Genomic DNA, 15411 nt, shown 5'->3' with positions numbered 1-15411 from the left:
CGAGAAGTGGATATTCCCGCGTTCATTATCAACCTAGCGGATTGGTGACTTGAGCGTAACCAGCTCTTCTGCCGCAGTCGGGTGGACGGCGACGGTGCGGTCGAAATCGGCCTTGGTTGCCCCCATCTTGATCGCGATACCGGCAAGCTGGATCATCTCACCCGCGGCATCGCCCACGATATGGCACCCCAGAACCTTGCCGTCGGAGCGTGCGACGATCAGCTTCATCAACATCCGCTCGTCACGATCCGCAATCACGTGGTTCATCGAACGGAAGGTCGTGCAGTAGATATCGACCTCACCGTAATTATGGGCGTGATCCTCGGAGATGCCGACGGTGCCGATCTCGGGCTGGGTGAACACAGCCGTGGGGATCAGGTCGTAATCGGCCTGGGTGGGATCGTTCCCGAACACGGTCTGGGCGAAGGCCTGCCCCTCGCGGATGGCCACGGGTGTCAGCGCCACGCGGTCGGTCACATCGCCCACGGCGTAGATCGTATCGACGGTGGTCTTTGACCAATCATCCACGCGGATCGCGCCGCCCTTGCCCGTCTCGACGCCCGCATCATCCAATCCCAGATCGTGCGTGTTGGGGACACGGCCCGTGGCGTAGAAAACGGCGGAATACTCGGCACTGTCGCCACTTTCAAATTCCAGCCGAACGCCGGTATCCGTCTTCTCGATCTGCTCGACATCGCAATCGGTCACGATGCGGACGCCCTTCTTCTCCATCTCGCCGGCGACATGGTCGCGGACTTCGCGGTCGAAACCGCGCAGGATCTGCTCGGACCGGTAGATCACATCGACCTTGACGCCCAGACCGTTGAGAATGCTTGCGAACTCACAGGCAATATATCCGCCGCCGACAATGGCGATCGAGGCGGGCATCTCCTCCATCAGGAAGATATCGTTCGAGACCATGACATGCTCGCGTCCCGGAACATTCGGAACGAACGGTGTCCCGCCGACAGCGATCAGGATATGGCCCGCCGTGATACGCTGCCCATCCATCTCCACCGTATTGCCATCCACGACAGTGGCGCGCCCGTCCAGAACCTTGACGCTGGCATTGGCCAGATTGCGCCGGTAGATGCCTTCGAGGCGGTCAAGCTCGGCGTGGATGTTGCGGCGCAGGACCGGCCAGGAAAATTCGGGCTTGCCTACGGACCAGCCATAACCGGCGGCGTCCTCGAACGCCTCGGAAAAGCGGGAGGCATAGACCATCAGCTTCTTGGGAACGCAGCCCCGAATGACACAGGTTCCGCCATAGCGGTATTCCTCCGCGATGGCGACGCGCGCGCCGGTTTCTGCCGCGATCCGCGCGGCGCGCACGCCGCCGGAGCCGCCACCGATCACGAAAAGATCGTAGTCGAAATCGCTCATTAGAATGCTCCTGCAATGCCGCCCTGTTCGCTCAAATGATCAGGACAATACGCCTTATACCTGGTTCAGCACACGTTTCAGAAACGCCCGCCCGTCGATCCCGTCGGCAAAGGCCACGGGCCGCATCACGCCGCCTTCCTCAAGCAGATGCGCCTCTCCGCTTTCGTAGCCGACCATAACCTGATCCGCGATGCCCAGAAACAGGCCGTTTTCGACCACACCGGCCACCTGATTGAGCAAGGGGGACAGCCGGTGCGGATCCCCGATCCTTTCCAGATGCAGATCGAGGATATGGTTGCCCTCGTCGGTGCGATACGGCACGGCACCATCCATGCGCGGCGTCACCTCGCGCCCGGAAACGTCGATCTGCTCCAGCATCTCCTCGATGATGGCGCGGGTCGATTTCCAGCCCATCGGGATGACCTCGACCGGCAGGGGGAATGCGCCCAGCGTGGCCACCAGCTTGCTGTCGTCGGTAATGACAACCATGCGGTCCGACGCGGTGGCGACGATCTTTTCCTGCAAATGCGCCCCGCCACCGCCCTTTATCAGGTTCAGGTCGGGGTCGACCTCATCCGCGCCGTCGATGGTCAGGTCCAGCCAGCCGGCCTCATCCAGGTCGATCACGTCGATCCCCTCGCTGCGGGCCAATGCCGCGGTCCGGTCCGAGGTGGCAACGGCGGTCAGCTTGATGCCGTCCACCCGGATCCGTTCGCCCAGCAGCCTGATGAACCAGTTCGCGGTGGATCCGGTCCCCAGACCGAGCTTCATGTCCGGCTCAACCAGCGAGAGCGCGGCGCGCGCCGCCGCGAATTTCGCCCGATCGGCGGGAGGGAGGGTGTTCATTCAGGATATCTCCGGCAGGATGTTTTCCCGCCTTATATCAGCGAAGTCGCCCGGCGCGAGAGGGCACCGGAACTTTCTTCACACAGCTGTGAAACATGTGCGTCACCCACTACGAGCTTCGCCAGCCCCATCGCGGGGCCCGGCGCGAGTATACCCCCGGCGCAGGCGGGCACGGCGCAGACGGTCGGCGGCGTGCGATGCCTCCAGCAGTCCCTCAAACAGATCGACACGTTCCCGCGCCTGTCCACCCACCCGGCCCCATTCACGGATGACGGAAAACTCACCGAACAGATTGCCGACGATTTCCACCCGGTAGAAATGAGGTCGCATCCGGGCGCGTCGCGGCGGCAGCAGCATCAGGCAGGTCGTCACGGGCATCCTCCGGGATCAGTCGCCCCATTCTAGCGTCAGCGCGCGATCGCCGCAATCGCGTCGAGGTCCATCGACGCTTCCAGATGCTCGGCCAACCGGTCCAGCACGTCCTCGACCACCTGCGCATAGATCAGATCGCCCGCCTGATGGCCGAGCCGGGTCAGATATGCCGCACGAAACGCGTCGTGCGCAAACAACCCGTGTAGATAGGTGCCGCTGACCTGCCCGTCGGCCGAGGTCGCGCCATCGGGGCGACCGTCCAGATGCAGCAATGGCCGGTCCGTGTCGATGCCGGTGGTGTGACCCATGTGGATTTCGTAGCCTGACACCGGCACCTGCCCCCCGGCCATCGTGCCATGCACCAGTCCCAGACGCTTGACCGGGCGCATGGTCGTGTGGATGTCGAGATGCCCCAGCCCCGCGACACTGCCCGCCACGCCGTCCACGCCGTCGGGATCATCGACCACCCGGCCCAGCATCTGATAGCCACCGCATATGCCCAGCACATGCCCGCCACGCCGCAGATGGGCCGCGATATCCACGTCCCACCCCTGCGCGCGCAGAAACGCCAGATCGCCGGTCGTGCTTTTGGAGCCCGGCAGGATCACCAGCGCGGCATCTCCGGGCAGCGCCTGACCGGGCGGCACCATCACGACTTGCACACCCGGTTCCAGCTTCAACGGGTCGAGGTCGTCGAAATTGGCGATGCGGGCCAGCATGGGAACGGCGATCTTCAATGCCCCGGTCCCGCCCGAGGCGATGCCCAGCGCATCCTCCGCCGGCAGTTTCGAAGCCTCCGCGAACCAGGGGATCACGCCGACGCTGGGCCAGCGCGTAAATCGCTCGATATCCGCGACCCCCTCATCGAACAGCGAGACGTCGCCGCGAAACCGGTTCACCGCGAATGCCGCGACCTGTGCGCGGTCCTCCTGGTCCATCACGGCGGCATGGCCTGCAAGCTGTGCGATCACGCCGCCGCGATTGATGTCCCCCATCAGGATCACGGGCACATCCAGCGCGCGGGCGAAGCCCATATTGGCAATATCGTTGGCGCGCAGGTTCGTCTCCGCCGGGGAGCCTGCGCCCTCCACGATCACCAGATCGGCATTGTTTCGCAATCTGGTAAAGCTGTCCGCCACCGCAGCAAGCAGTTCCGCCTTGCGCTCAGCATAGGCACGGGCCTGCGCGCGGAACGCGACCTTTCCCTGCACGACGACCTGCGCGCCGGTCTCGCTCTCTGGCTTCAGCAACACGGGGTTCATGTCCACGCCGGGCGGCACGCCGCAGGCCAGCGCCTGCAAGGCCTGCGCGCGCCCGATTTCACCACCATCGGCGGTAACGGCGGCGTTGTTGGACATGTTTTGCGGCTTGAACGGCATGACCCGCAATCCGCGCCGCACGAACGCCCGGCACAGCCCCGCCACGATCAGCGATTTGCCAACGTCCGATCCGGTGCCCTGGATCATTACCGCCTTGCCCATCGCGCTTCGCCTCCTACCATTCGTTCAACCCCGAAGGGAGCGACCATGAGCGATCAAGACGAGGGCAATGGCAAGAGCGACACCCCGATGCAACCCTCCACGGGGGATCGGGCGTCCAACACGGATCGGGCAGACAGCGCGCTGGCCCCCGCGCCGCAGCGCAACGCACGCACCGCGCTGCGTGAACAGCGCGGCATCCTCATGGTTCTGACCGGCGATGGAAAGGGAAAGAGCACCTCCGCCTTCGGTGCTGTTGCCCGCGCCTTGGGCTGGGGGCACAGGGTTGGTGTCATCCAGTTCGTCACCGGCGAATGGCAAACCGGCGAGCAGAAATTCTTCGCCGACCATCCGCAAGTGGACTGGCACATATCCGGCGCACGGTTCGACTGGTCAGATGAGAACAAGGAACAATCGTCACAGGCGGCATTGGAGGCGTTCGCGCAAGGGGCCGCGATGATGGTTTCCGGCGACTACGATCTGATCGTGCTGGATGAAATCAACTGGGCCCTGCATCAGGGCGATCTGGATCCGGGGGCAGTGCTGCACGCCATCGCGGCACGTGACGCAGCGTGCTCGGTGATCCTGACGGGTCGCAATGCGCCCGATGCTGTGCGGCAGGCGGCGGACCTGATTACAGACATGAATGACAGCCGCCATCCCCACGAAGAGGGTCGCGCCGCAGCGCGCGGGATAGAATACTGAGCGTTCTTTTGCATAAAACCTGGGCGCGTCGGACTAACTGAGTCCTGCGGCGCTATGCGCACGTGAACCGGCATCGCAGCCTTCGCGGGTTGATCCGCGAAGGCTTCCGTCATCAAGGTTCGGACATACCGGCGGTGGCCGCGCCGGACATGCTGCTTCGCCAGTTAGCTCAGCTTGGCATCCATCGTGATCTTCGCCCCGGACAGAACCTTGGAGACCGGGCAATTTTCCTTGGCCTTGCCTGCGGCTGTCTGGAAATCCTCCTCGCTGGCGCCGGGGATAGAGGCCTCGACGTCCAGGTGGATGGTGGTGATCGCGAAGCCGCCATCCTTTTCTTCGAGCGAGACCGTCGCCTTGGTTTCGATGCTGTCAGGCGTCAGACCACTGTCGCCCAGAATCATGGACAGCGCCATGGAAAAGCAGCTGGCATGGGCCGCGCCGATCAACTCCTCGGGGTTGGTGCCGTCCGCCCCCTCGAACCGGGTGTTGAAGCCGTAGGGTTGGTCGTTCAGCACACCCGTCTCGGTCGAGACGTGGCCCTTGCCCTGCTTGAGATTGCCCTGCCACTTCGCGGAACCAAATTTCTTAATCATGCGTAAACTCCTGATTGGTGTCTGGCACAACGTGCGAAGTGTCTTCCTGTTCCAAGGGAACCGACAGCGCGTGCGCCACGGCAATTTCCGCACTGGGGCGATAGCCGCGCAAACCGCGGATGCGAGCACCCACGCTGGGGTGCACCTGCTGCGACGCGCCGGGCTGAACCAGCCGCTTGATACGAAAGAGAAACAGCTTGGCCGATCCGCGCCAGTTCCCGCCGGACGGGGCCAGCGGATCGGTCGGGAAACGGTCGCGCCAGCCCTCCGGCAACTCGACATGACACCTCTCCAGCCGTTCCAGCATCCAGATCAGCGAGATATTGGCCAGCGGTCGCGCAGGGGGGCTGCGCCAGACATGGCCGCCGACATCGCCGTGATTGCCCGCGAACCATATCTGCTGCATGTTGCCGGGCCAATCGGCCCGAGGCTGCCACAGGATGGGATCATAGGCGGCGCGGGTCTCATCTATGGCCAGCGCGTGATACGCATGGCGCACCCCGTCACCGATCCGGTCGTCATGGAAATCCGTGACCATCGGCGCCAGCCTGTTGAGCAGCGGATAGGGCAGCCCCAGCGCCGACACGGTGTCCCAGACGCCCACCATCTCGATGCAGACATCGCGGTGGCAGTACCGCTCGGAAAAGCGTTTGGCCGACACGCTGCGCCGGGAGGATTCGTAATAACGGAACGAGCGTTGCACCCGCCGCTGCATCGCGTGTTGCGCCTTGAGCAGACCGACCTGACCGATCCACCCCGCAAGGCTGCGCACCGCATAGGCCCCCCGCGAATAGCCCATCAACACGATCCGGTCGCCCAGACGATAGCGTGAGGCAAGGGTGGCGTACCCCTCAGCTATCGCTTCGTTGATCCCCAGCCCGGCGGCGGCGGCCAGCCATTTGCTCCACCCCTGCCCCTGCACGCCGGGGTGATAACCGACGGACTGCGCGACCGTCTGCCCCACTTCTTCGAGCAAACGGTAGGTTTGCCCTGCATTCGTCTCATGCCCTTCGATCAGCCGCGAAAACGTGCCGTCGATAATGAAGATGTGCGTTCGGGACGGACGCTCCGGCATTTTGGCTGGCAGTTTGTCTGGAATTTCGTCTGGCATCGTGGCTGACATTCTGTCTGATCTTCGGGCAAGGGACCCCGGCCTTGCCCCGGATGCAAGCGGCGCTTCGCTCACTTCGGGGCGGCGCATTCCAGCGTTTGCAGGGCCGTGGTGAAATCCTTCGGCAGCGGCACCGGGCGGCGCGTCTGCGCATCAACGTAGACGTGGGTGAACCCTGCCTCGGCGGCCGCATCGGTGGCATCGCCCCGAAACAGACCAACCTCATATCGGACCGAACTGCGCCCGATCCGCGCCACGCGCAACCCCGCATCGACCGGATCGGGAAAGCCCAGGGCCGCATGAAACCGGCATTCCGACGCGACCACCAGCCCGATTACCGGCCCGTGCGGCACGATCAGCGTTTCGCTGCGGATGATCCAGGCGTTCACGGCCGTATCGACATATTCATAGAAGACGGCATTGTTCATGTGCCCATAGGCATCGTTGTCGCGCCAGCGCGTTGGCAGACGCTGAAAGACGCGGTAAGCGTCACGGGTCAGGGGGGCCGCCTTGGTCATTGCTACATCCGGCTCGCTCAATTCATTTCGTCAGGACCATCCATGCCGCAAGCCATCATCTTCGACAAGGACGGCACGCTGTTCGGCTTCACCCAGACCTGGGCACCGTGGTGCGTCGATTTGATGCGCGACCTGGGGCGGGATGATGTTCACGCACGCGCCCTGTCGGATGCGGTGGGGTTCGATCTGGACACCGGCACCTATGCCCCCGACAGCCCGGTGATTGCCGGCACGCCGGATCAATCCGCCGATCTGATGCTGCCGTTGCTGCCCGAATGGCACCGCGCGGACCTGATCGCTCACATGATCGAGCGTCCCGTCACGCCGGTGCCCGCCACCGATCTTCTGGTCGTGCTGGAAGCGCTGAAGACCCGCAACATTCCCATGGCGATCATGACGAACGATTCCGCTGCTGCGGCGGATGAACAACTCGCCGCCCTCGATCTGGCCCATTACTTCGACGCCATTGTCGGCTATGACAGCGGCCACGGCATGAAACCGGACGCGGCGCCCTTGCTGGCCTGCGCGCGGCTGATGAACATGCCGGCGCAGTCGTGCATGATGGTGGGGGACAGCCCACACGACATCAATGCCGGACGGGCCGCTGGAATGCGGACCCTGGGTGTGTTGACGGGTGTGGCAAACGCGGCGGCGCTGTCCGCCGCCGATGCGGTTATCGCGGATATCGGTCTGCTGCCTGATTGGCTGGACACGCAAACCTAGTACACCGAATGTGTCACGCCATATTCGGTTGATCTGCCGCGCCGCGCACACACATGACACCACACCCCAATCGAGGAGCGACCGATGACCGACACCTACACCCCGCCCGAAGTCTGGACATGGGACACGGAAAGCGGCGGAAAATTCGCCAACATCAATCGGCCCATCGCGGGCCCGACCCATGACAAGGATCTGCCCATAGGGGAGCATCCGCTTCAACTGCATTCCCTGGCCACGCCCAACGGCGTCAAGGTCACGGTGATGCTGGAGGAACTGCTGGAAAAGGGCCACGCAGGTGCCGAATACGATGCCTGGCCGATCAATATCGGTGAGGGCGACCAGTTCGGCTCCGGCTTTGTCTGGGCCAACCCGAACTCCAAGATCCCGGCCCTTGTGGACCGATCCGGCGACACCCCGGTGCGGGTCTTTGAATCCGGCTCGATCCTGCTGTACCTGGCGGACAAGTTCGATGCCTTCCTGCCCAAAGAGCCAGCAGCGCGGGCGGAAACCATGAACTGGCTGTTCTGGCAAATGGGCTCCGCGCCCTATCTGGGCGGCGGCTTCGGGCACTTCTACGCCTACGCGCCCGAGAAATTCGAATATCCGATCAACCGGTTCACGATGGAGGTGAAACGCCAGCTCGACGTGCTCGACCGACAGTTGGCCGAGCGTCCGTTCATCGCGGGCGACGAATATACCATCGCCGACATGGCAATCTGGGCATGGTACGGCGCATTGGTGCTGGGCAAGCTCTATGACGCAGCGAAGTTCCTGTCGGTTCACGAATACACGCACGTGACCCGCTGGGCGGAACAAATCGCGGAGCGTCCCGCCGTCAAGCGCGGTGTGCGGGTGAACCGCACCTGGGGGGATGAGGACAAGCAGGTTCCGGAACGTCATTCCGCCGCCGATTTCGACTGATCCGGCGCACAAGACTCAGTTGCCTCGGCCTCACTCGTCCCGGCCTCAGTCGTGTATCGCGCGACTGTCGGCCGGGGCCTGTGCACGCTCGTTCATACCATAATCGCGGATCACCCCGGCGATGCGCAGGCGATAATCAGCAAAATACTCATTCCGCCCGGCCTTCTGCGCAGTTCGGTGCCGCTGAACGTTACGCCAACGATCCAGCGCCGCCTCGTCCTCCCAGAAACTCAGCGACAGCAGCTTTCCGGGTGTGGTCAGGCTCTCGAACCGCTCCACGGAGATGAAGCCCTCCAACCCTTCGAACAGATCGCGCATCCCTGCCGCGTGATCCAGATAGGCCTGACGCTGGTCGGCCTTGGGCTCGACCTCGAAAATAACTGCCAGCATGGGCGTTTCCCCGTTTCATTCCCCGGAATGCACGACGCCGGATGAACCGCCGCACTTTGGTCGTTTTCGTTCGGCGCGCATATGCACGGCGACTGGGCGACAGCCTGATAAGCGGACAGATCCCGAGAATTGTAAATGGTGCCAAGATTTCGCGGAACGCAGCTCAAGTTTCGTATAGTGCGCGCACGAAAAAGGGGCCGGTCGTCCGGCCCCTTTCGGTATCTATCGCTGTGGCTTAGCCGCGATTTTGCATGATCTGCACGCGGGTTCCGGTTTCGACTTCGAGGTCGAGATTGGAGTCATATTCCGGCAGTGCTTCCAGTTCGTCTTCGGTGAGGCCCTGAAGGATCAGGCGATCATCGCCGAGCATCATACGATCCAGCGGAAGTGCGACTTCGGACTCACCCAGTCCCAGGAAACCGCCATGCTCGATGATCGCATACATACGGCCATTGTTGGCGACAACGCGGGAGAATTCGCCCAGATCTTCACCTTCGAGGTTTTCGACGGACATACCGTACAGATCGTCAACAACCACTTCGAACATGTCGCTGTTCGTCGGCTGCGATGCGTCGGTGCGGCCCAGCATACGGCTGCTTTCCTCGTCCAGCGCGTTTGCCTCGGAGTCCATATCAAGGTCCGCTTCGCCTTCGGTCACAAGACCGGTTTCGGCGGGCAGATCCGTGTCCGGCGTGACGTCCATATCCAGATCGGCGGAGAGGGCTTCGTCAGCTTCCTCACCATCGTTGAATTCACGGAAGGTAACGCGTGCCTCGCCCAACTGCTGGTAGTCGATGGTCGGCTCGCCATCCATCTGGAATTCGACGATCGGTTCGGCAGATTCGAAGCGGACGACCGGCTCAGCAGTGTTGTAGGTAACCTGCTCGGAATCCGTCTCACCCTGCGTCAGACGTACCGTGGATTCAGCCTGAGTCAGTTCGAAGTTCTCAACCACATCGGTATCGACGGTATTGCCTTCGCTGTCGATCATCTCGGTGCGCGACTGGATGTAGTCGGCATCGGGATCGATCTCTTCGCCTTCCTCGGCAAAGCGAGCCTGGACGTTGACGTCAAGCTGCGGCTCCTGCTGGGTCACGCGGATGGTGGGCTCTGCCATGATGACTTCGACAGTCGGCTCCGCATCGTAGATGTTCACGCCGGGACGCGGCATCGTGACGATGATTTCAGGCGCTTCCTGCTCAATCGTGATGGTGGGCGTCGGCATCGCGACGGAGATCCGGGGCGCTGACTGACGAACCAGAATGTCGGCGGCCTGCTGATCGACAGTCACGCTGGTCGGCGTGTCGTTCACGGAAATATCCGCGCCGGACTGATCGACGGCAACCTCCGGCTGGGGAACGCGAACCAGCACATCACCCTCGACGATCGCCTGTGTGGTGATTTCGACTTCCTGAGTGATCGTCTCACTGTCGGAGAAGGATTCACGTGCGGTTTCGACATCGCTGTCGGTTGCGGTGATGGAGCCTGCAATCGCCACACGCTCGATATAGACAACGCATTGTGCATCATCGTTGAGCAGCGCAACCTCGCCAGCATCTGCGAAATCGTCGGACAGGTCGTTACCCGCCTGCTCGAACATGTCGTACAGTTCTGAACAGTTCTCGTTCAGATCCTGTGCCGACGCAGGGGTAATGGCCGTGCCGGCCAGCAGCAATGTAGCGAGTCCGAAATGTTTCATGCTTGTACTCCAATAATGAAAAAGTTGCCTCGTTGGTGCTCGTACAACACGCAAATCCGGTAAAGGCTCCGTGATAAATTGCGTTTTCCATTCTGCGGAATGTTATCTCACTTTGAAAAAATGTATTTGATTTCAGGCGGTTTTGCCCATCGCAAGGCCGGATCGCCCTCGGGTCCAACAAATCAGGGCAAAGCCGGACATCATGCCTATTGACATATGTCCCGCACCTGCGTGGCGAATGGTCGTGGAGGGCAGTTCGATCCGACGAATGGAGGCATGCGTCACGCCAATCACCTGCGACGGATGCCGAAATCGCCCTCCGTACCGAAAACAGGTGACGGCGCCCGCCGCAGGCCGTAACCCTGCCGCGCAGCAGGAGGCACCGATGAACCAGTCCGAAATCATCCACAGTATCGAGGTATCGCCGCTACGCCGCTGGGCGGGGGTCATCGTCACGGCAGGACTGGGGGCCGCGCTGTTGAGCGTCGCGATCCTGTCCCCCCCTTCGTCACCGCTGTCGTTGCTGTTGCTGATCGGCCTTGGCGGCGTGGCATTGTGGCAGTCCCGACGGCTGGCGCGGGCGGGGCACAAATCCATTCACCTGACGCAGGACGCTCTGATCGACGAGGAAGGTACCGTGCTGACATCGTTGGAGGAGATCGTGAGGATCGACCGGGGGCTGTTCGCGCTGAAGCCCTCGAACGGTTTTGTCCTGTTGCTGCGCGACGCCCGGCCGCGACACTGGGTGCCAGGGCTGTGGTGGCAGCGCGGCCGGCGTCTGGGCGTCGGCGGTACGGCCCACGCGCAGCAGACCAAGAACATGGCCGATATCCTTCAGACCATGCTGGTGGCCCGCGACGAATCCTGACATTTGCGCGCCAGGCAGACGCTGTGCCTGGCGCAGTCGGGATCCTCGACCACGAAGTCCACCACCTCGAAACCGTGGCGATCCAGCAGATCGCGATAGGCGTCGGGCGACAGGCTGGCGTGATAGACATCTTCACCGCCCACCTGCCCCCATGTCTCACCGGCGGCGGGGCCGCATGTGAACATCAACGGTCCGCCCGGCAAGAGATGCGCCGCGAAGATCGGGAACATCGCCGCCTGATCCTGCGGCGTCAGATGAAAGAAGCTGTTCCACGCGATCAGCCCCGCAAACTGTCGGTTCAGCGCCAGCCCGCGCATGTCCGCCTGAATCCAGTCCTGTTCCGGCATCCGCTGTGCCGCGAGGGCCAGCATGGCGGCGGCTCCGTCCACTCCTGTCACGCCACGGCCCCGCGCCACGAACCATTCCGCGATCGGCGCGCCTGCGCCGCATCCCAAATCGAGGATCGGGCCGTCAGGCAGCAAACCCGCGAATTTGGTGAGCCATCCATCCTCCATCCCACCACGCGACCGTTTCGCGTCGAAGTGGCGTGCCTGCCGTTCATAGGTGTGGAGAATATCCTCCGGCCCGCGCCGTGCTGTGGCATCGCCCAGCCAGCGCAGGATGAACATGTCCCGCGCATCCAGCGGCAGCCCGCGTGCCTCGGGGCGGTGGCGCAGGCGGATGGCGTCCAGCAGGACCGCATCGGAAGCGTCCGCAGTCCAGCCTGCATCCCGTGCGGCGCTGCGAAAATCAGCGACCTGCGCCTCCCCCTCCGGCACCCACAGGGCATGGCCCTGCCGGGCCAGCCTGCCCCAGTCGAACAGCGGCCCCGGATCGCTCTTGCGGCCCGGTGCCAGATCGGAATGCCCGATCACATTTTCCTTTGAGATGTTCCAGCGCGCCCGAATGCCGCGCAACAAGTCATCCAGTGCGCGCATCTGAGCATCGGGAAAGGGTGAGGTGCCGTCGTTGTCCAGCTCTATGCCGATGGAGTGGGAATTCACATCGGTGATCCGCCCCCACCGCCCGGCGCCGGCGTGCCAGGCGCGGCGATCCTCCGCGACCAGCTGCGATACATCGCCTTCCCGCCCGATCACATAATGGGCGGAGACCTGATGTTCAGTCGCGCACAAGCGGCAAATCGCGTCCTCCGCACTGTCCATCGCCGTGTAATGTATGACGATCAGCGAGGGAACATGCCCCCGCCGATCGCCATGGTTCGGCGAGGGACGTTGCCGGATCTGCAAGATCAGTTCGCCGCAACCCAGGCGGCGAGGATGTCACGTGCCGCGATCAGGTCGCCCTTGTCGATCATTTCCGTGACCGTGTGGATATAGCGGGTTCCCACGACGATGCCGACGGCCCGCGCGCCCGATGCGGCCTGTTGCGCCGCCGCACCGTCCTGACCGCCCGCGGCCAGAATGGTGCGCTGGAATGGAATGTCCTTGCTGCGGGCCAGCGCCTCGATCTCCTCGACCAAGGCGATGTCGGCGATAAAGCTGCCATCCTTGATGTGCATCCCGAAGCCCTTGCCCTGCTCCGTCACCGCTTGCGGTTTCGGAACGCCGGGCGTGTCGCATGACAGCGTGGTGTCGATGCCAAAGCCGATCTCGGGCTGAATCGCATGGGTTGCGGTGCGCGCGCCGCGCAGGCCGACTTCCTCCTGCACGGTGAACACGACGTGCAATTCACATTCATGGCCGCTTTCCTTGGCAGCGCGCAATGCCTCGATGCCTAGCCAGCAGGCGATGCGGTTGTCCAGCGCCTTGGACACGACCTTGTCGCCCATCTCCAGAAACGGCTCGTCCATCACGACGTAATCACCGACCTGCACCTTGTCGGCAGCGGCCTTGCCTAGGCCGATATCCACAAAGAACTCCGAGATTTCGGGGATCTTCTTGCGATCCTCGGGGGAGGCGATGTGCACCGGCTTGCCGCCCGGATTCATCACGCCCTTGATGTCGCCGTCCTTGGTGCAGACCAGAACCCGGCGTGAGAACAGGTTGCGGTTGTCAAAGCCGCCGACCGGGTTGACGTAGATCCAGCCTTCCTCGCTGATATGGCTGACCAGAAAGCCGATCTCATCCATGTGGCACAGCATCATCACCCGTTTGCCCGGCCCGTTCCGCTTGGCCATCAGGCTGCCCATCGGATCGACGGTAACTTCGTCCACCAGCCCCTCGATCTCGGCCATGATGAGGTCGCGCACGCGATTTTCACGTCCCGGCACGCCGGGGGTTTCACACAGGCGTTTCAGCAGATCGGTATCCATGAGAATCCTCCATAGGGATCGTAAGGGAATAGGGGCCATAAGGGTCTGAGGCGAACATAAGCGTGACGCCAGGTTTTCGCACCCCGGCAACCGGGATATTTCGACGCCCCGCCCACATCAAGCGCCCCCAACCGGGCGGCGCGTCCTCACGTCACGTTTCGGCCCCTGTTCAAACCCTGTCCGCGACGCTATCTCAGCGGGCATGAGCATGTCTTACAAATCCCGTCGGCGCTGGTCGATCTTCCTCCTGCTGGTCGGTCTGCCGCTATACATTCTGGTGGCCTGGGCGATCATGGGGGCCTTGCCCCGTCTGCCGATCCTGATCGAATTGCTGATCTACGCCTTCCTTGGCGTCGCGTGGGCGTTGCCATTCAAGAATGTGTTCAAGGGCGTGGGCAAGGCCGACCCCGACGAAACCGCCGAGACGGAGTGACACAGGGCCACGCGGCCTTGCACGAACCGCTGAAATCACCGACAAAGGCGCGATTTTGCGCGCGAGAGGATAAGACATGGCCGACGGAGCGACCCCGATGAACGAGACACCGACCCGCGAAGTTTCCGTGCGCGACGCCTTTGGCATCGACAGCGACATGACGGTCAAGGGATTCGAGGCGGTCAGCGATCGCGTCCCCGAGGTCGATCCGACCTATCAGTTTGACCGCGACACCACCCTCGCCATTCTGGCAGGCTTCGCCCACAATCGCCGCGTGATGATCCAAGGGTATCACGGCACCGGCAAATCCACGCATATCGAACAGGTCGCCGCCCGCCTGCACTGGCCCTGCGTTCGGGTGAACCTGGACAGCCATATCAGCCGGATCGACCTGATCGGCAAGGATGCGATCAAGCTCAAGGACGGCGTACAGGTCACCGAGTTTCAGGAGGGCATCCTGCCCTGGGCGCTGCGCAATCCCACCGCGATCGTGTTCGACGAATACGACGCTGGCCGCCCCGACGTGATGTTCGTGATCCAGCGTGTGCTGGAAAAGGACGGCAAGCTGACGCTGCTCGACCAGAACGAGGTCATCACGCCGAACCCCTATTTCCGGCTGTTCGCAACGGCCAACACTGTCGGTCTGGGCGATACGACGGGCTTGTATCACGGCACGCAGCAGATCAACCAGGGTCAGATGGACCGCTGGTCGCTGGTCGCCACGCTGAACTATCTGCCACACGATGCCGAAACCAACATCGTGGTCGAGAAGAGCCCGACCTATCAGAATGCGCAGGGGCAAAGGACCATCGCACAGATGGTCACCGTCGCGGATCTGACGCGGACGGCGTTCATGAACGGCGACATCTCAACCGTCATGTCACCGCGCACGGTAATCGCCTGGGCGGAGAATGCCCGCATCTTCGGCGATGTCGGCTTCGCGTTCCGCCTGACCTTCCTGAACAAGTGTGATGAGCTGGAGCGGCAGACCGTGGCGGAATTCTATCAGCGCTGCTTTGATGAGGAACTGCCCGAAAGCGCCGCCAGCGTCAGCCTGGGGTGAAGCGTCCCCGCGTCCTGCCGGTGAACGAACGCCCCC

17 protein-coding genes are annotated in these 15411 nt (G+C 62.8%); 6 read left to right on the top strand and 11 right to left on the bottom strand.

Going from position 1 to position 15411, the window contains the following annotated elements; genetic code table 11:
• Positions 1-33: 33 nt before the first annotated feature.
• From gor to H1S03_RS00240, 4 genes are all read right to left on the bottom strand, one after another.
• On the bottom strand, positions 34-1383 hold the full coding sequence (gor, locus tag H1S03_RS00255; RefSeq protein ID WP_185802648.1) for a glutathione-disulfide reductase: 1350 nt from the start codon (positions 1381-1383) through the stop codon (positions 34-36).
• Between the two features lie 54 nt (positions 1384-1437).
• Entirely contained in the window at positions 1438-2229 is a 792-nt protein-coding gene (gene rpiA / locus H1S03_RS00250; RefSeq protein ID WP_185802647.1) for a ribose-5-phosphate isomerase RpiA, read from the bottom strand.
• A 102-nt stretch (positions 2230-2331) separates the two neighbouring features.
• Positions 2332-2601, bottom strand: a complete 270-nt coding sequence (locus H1S03_RS00245) for a WGR domain-containing protein (protein WP_185802646.1) — start codon at positions 2599-2601, stop codon at positions 2332-2334.
• Positions 2602-2636: 35 nt separating this feature from the next.
• Complete coding sequence (locus H1S03_RS00240; RefSeq protein WP_185802645.1) at positions 2637-4082, bottom strand: cobyric acid synthase; 1446 nt, start codon at positions 4080-4082, stop codon at positions 2637-2639.
• Positions 4083-4127: 45 nt separating this feature from the next.
• Between H1S03_RS00240 and H1S03_RS00235 the strand changes: the two genes are divergently transcribed.
• Positions 4128-4784 carry a cob(I)yrinic acid a,c-diamide adenosyltransferase gene (locus H1S03_RS00235; protein ID WP_185802644.1) on the top strand — a complete coding sequence of 219 codons (657 nt, stop codon included), beginning with the start codon at positions 4128-4130 and terminating at the stop codon, positions 4782-4784.
• A 164-nt stretch (positions 4785-4948) separates the two neighbouring features.
• Here the strand turns inward: H1S03_RS00235 and H1S03_RS00230 are convergent, their stop codons facing one another.
• From H1S03_RS00230 to H1S03_RS00220, 3 genes are all read right to left on the bottom strand, one after another.
• Positions 4949-5377 carry an OsmC family protein gene (locus tag H1S03_RS00230; protein WP_185802643.1) on the bottom strand — a complete coding sequence of 143 codons (429 nt, stop codon included), beginning with the start codon at positions 5375-5377 and terminating at the stop codon, positions 4949-4951.
• Complete coding sequence (locus H1S03_RS00225) at positions 5370-6488, bottom strand: T6SS phospholipase effector Tle1-like catalytic domain-containing protein (protein ID WP_221892544.1); 1119 nt, start codon at positions 6486-6488, stop codon at positions 5370-5372. The genes H1S03_RS00230 and H1S03_RS00225 overlap by 8 nt, the downstream gene beginning before the upstream one ends.
• A 71-nt stretch (positions 6489-6559) precedes the next feature.
• Positions 6560-7006, bottom strand: a complete 447-nt coding sequence (locus H1S03_RS00220) for an acyl-CoA thioesterase (RefSeq protein ID WP_185802641.1) — start codon at positions 7004-7006, stop codon at positions 6560-6562.
• 42 nt (positions 7007-7048) lie between these two features.
• Here H1S03_RS00220 and H1S03_RS00215 point away from each other — a divergent pair, with 42 nt between their 5' ends.
• On the top strand, positions 7049-7729 hold the full coding sequence (locus H1S03_RS00215; protein WP_185802640.1) for an HAD family hydrolase: 681 nt from the start codon (positions 7049-7051) through the stop codon (positions 7727-7729).
• Positions 7730-7813: 84 nt separating this feature from the next.
• A complete protein-coding gene (yghU, locus tag H1S03_RS00210; protein WP_185802639.1) occupies positions 7814-8650 on the top strand; it encodes a glutathione-dependent disulfide-bond oxidoreductase in 837 nt (278 codons plus the stop codon).
• Positions 8651-8695: 45 nt separating this feature from the next.
• Here yghU and H1S03_RS00205 read toward each other — a convergent pair whose 3' ends face one another.
• Together H1S03_RS00205 and H1S03_RS00200 are read right to left on the bottom strand one after the other, a co-directional pair.
• Positions 8696-9040 carry an antibiotic biosynthesis monooxygenase family protein gene (locus H1S03_RS00205; RefSeq protein ID WP_185802638.1) on the bottom strand — a complete coding sequence of 115 codons (345 nt, stop codon included), beginning with the start codon at positions 9038-9040 and terminating at the stop codon, positions 8696-8698.
• A gap of 235 nt (positions 9041-9275) precedes the next feature.
• A complete protein-coding gene (locus H1S03_RS00200) occupies positions 9276-10739 on the bottom strand; it encodes a PRC-barrel domain-containing protein (RefSeq protein WP_185802637.1) in 1464 nt (487 codons plus the stop codon).
• Between the two features lie 385 nt (positions 10740-11124).
• Here H1S03_RS00200 and H1S03_RS00195 point away from each other — a divergent pair, with 385 nt between their 5' ends.
• A complete protein-coding gene (locus tag H1S03_RS00195) occupies positions 11125-11607 on the top strand; it encodes a hypothetical protein (protein ID WP_185802636.1) in 483 nt (160 codons plus the stop codon).
• On the opposite strand, the gene H1S03_RS17700 is transcribed toward H1S03_RS00195, so the two are convergent.
• Entirely contained in the window at positions 11574-12854 is a 1281-nt protein-coding gene (locus H1S03_RS17700; protein WP_347339189.1) for an N-acetylmuramoyl-L-alanine amidase, read from the bottom strand. The genes H1S03_RS00195 and H1S03_RS17700 overlap by 34 nt on opposite strands.
• A 2-nt stretch (positions 12855-12856) precedes the next feature.
• Positions 12857-13879: a M42 family metallopeptidase gene (locus H1S03_RS00180; RefSeq protein ID WP_166193128.1), complete on the bottom strand. Its 1023-nt coding sequence runs from the start codon at positions 13877-13879 to the stop codon at positions 12857-12859.
• Positions 13880-14081: 202 nt separating this feature from the next.
• On the opposite strand from H1S03_RS00180, the gene H1S03_RS00175 reads away from it, so the two are divergent.
• Positions 14082-14312: a DUF2842 domain-containing protein gene (locus tag H1S03_RS00175; protein ID WP_185802635.1), complete on the top strand. Its 231-nt coding sequence runs from the start codon at positions 14082-14084 to the stop codon at positions 14310-14312.
• A gap of 76 nt (positions 14313-14388) precedes the next feature.
• Entirely contained in the window at positions 14389-15375 is a 987-nt protein-coding gene (cobS, locus tag H1S03_RS00170) for a cobaltochelatase subunit CobS (protein WP_166193134.1), read from the top strand.
• Positions 15376-15411 lie beyond the last annotated feature (36 nt).

This window comes from Pontivivens nitratireducens, assembly GCF_014235845.1.
GTDB lineage: Bacteria > Pseudomonadota > Alphaproteobacteria > Rhodobacterales > Rhodobacteraceae > Pontivivens > Pontivivens nitratireducens.
The sequence above is the reverse complement of the archived record's forward strand: the minus strand, read 5'-3'. Positions and strand labels throughout refer to the sequence as shown.

What these genes read in the sequence shown, in the direction of transcription:
- gor (WP_185802648.1), bottom strand. Translation starts at nt 1,383, where the DNA reads ATGAGCGATTTCGACTACGATCTTTTCGTGATCGGTGGCGGCTCCGGC.
- rpiA (WP_185802647.1), bottom strand. Translation starts at nt 2,229, where the DNA reads ATGAACACCCTCCCTCCCGCCGATCGGGCGAAATTCGCGGCGGCGCGC.
- H1S03_RS00240 (WP_185802645.1), bottom strand. Translation starts at nt 4,082, where the DNA reads ATGGGCAAGGCGGTAATGATCCAGGGCACCGGATCGGACGTTGGCAAA.
- H1S03_RS00235 (WP_185802644.1), top strand. Translation starts at nt 4,128, where the DNA reads ATGAGCGATCAAGACGAGGGCAATGGCAAGAGCGACACCCCGATGCAA.
- H1S03_RS00230 (WP_185802643.1), bottom strand. Translation starts at nt 5,377, where the DNA reads ATGATTAAGAAATTTGGTTCCGCGAAGTGGCAGGGCAATCTCAAGCAG.
- H1S03_RS00225 (WP_221892544.1), bottom strand. Translation starts at nt 6,488, where the DNA reads ATGCCAGACGAAATTCCAGACAAACTGCCAGCCAAAATGCCGGAGCGT.
- H1S03_RS00220 (WP_185802641.1), bottom strand. Translation starts at nt 7,006, where the DNA reads ATGACCAAGGCGGCCCCCCTGACCCGTGACGCTTACCGCGTCTTTCAG.
- H1S03_RS00215 (WP_185802640.1), top strand. Translation starts at nt 7,049, where the DNA reads ATGCCGCAAGCCATCATCTTCGACAAGGACGGCACGCTGTTCGGCTTC.
- yghU (WP_185802639.1), top strand. Translation starts at nt 7,814, where the DNA reads ATGACCGACACCTACACCCCGCCCGAAGTCTGGACATGGGACACGGAA.
- H1S03_RS00205 (WP_185802638.1), bottom strand. Translation starts at nt 9,040, where the DNA reads ATGCTGGCAGTTATTTTCGAGGTCGAGCCCAAGGCCGACCAGCGTCAG.
- H1S03_RS00200 (WP_185802637.1), bottom strand. Translation starts at nt 10,739, where the DNA reads ATGAAACATTTCGGACTCGCTACATTGCTGCTGGCCGGCACGGCCATT.
- H1S03_RS00195 (WP_185802636.1), top strand. Translation starts at nt 11,125, where the DNA reads ATGAACCAGTCCGAAATCATCCACAGTATCGAGGTATCGCCGCTACGC.
- H1S03_RS00180 (WP_166193128.1), bottom strand. Translation starts at nt 13,879, where the DNA reads ATGGATACCGATCTGCTGAAACGCCTGTGTGAAACCCCCGGCGTGCCG.
- H1S03_RS00175 (WP_185802635.1), top strand. Translation starts at nt 14,082, where the DNA reads ATGAGCATGTCTTACAAATCCCGTCGGCGCTGGTCGATCTTCCTCCTG.
- cobS (WP_166193134.1), top strand. Translation starts at nt 14,389, where the DNA reads ATGGCCGACGGAGCGACCCCGATGAACGAGACACCGACCCGCGAAGTT.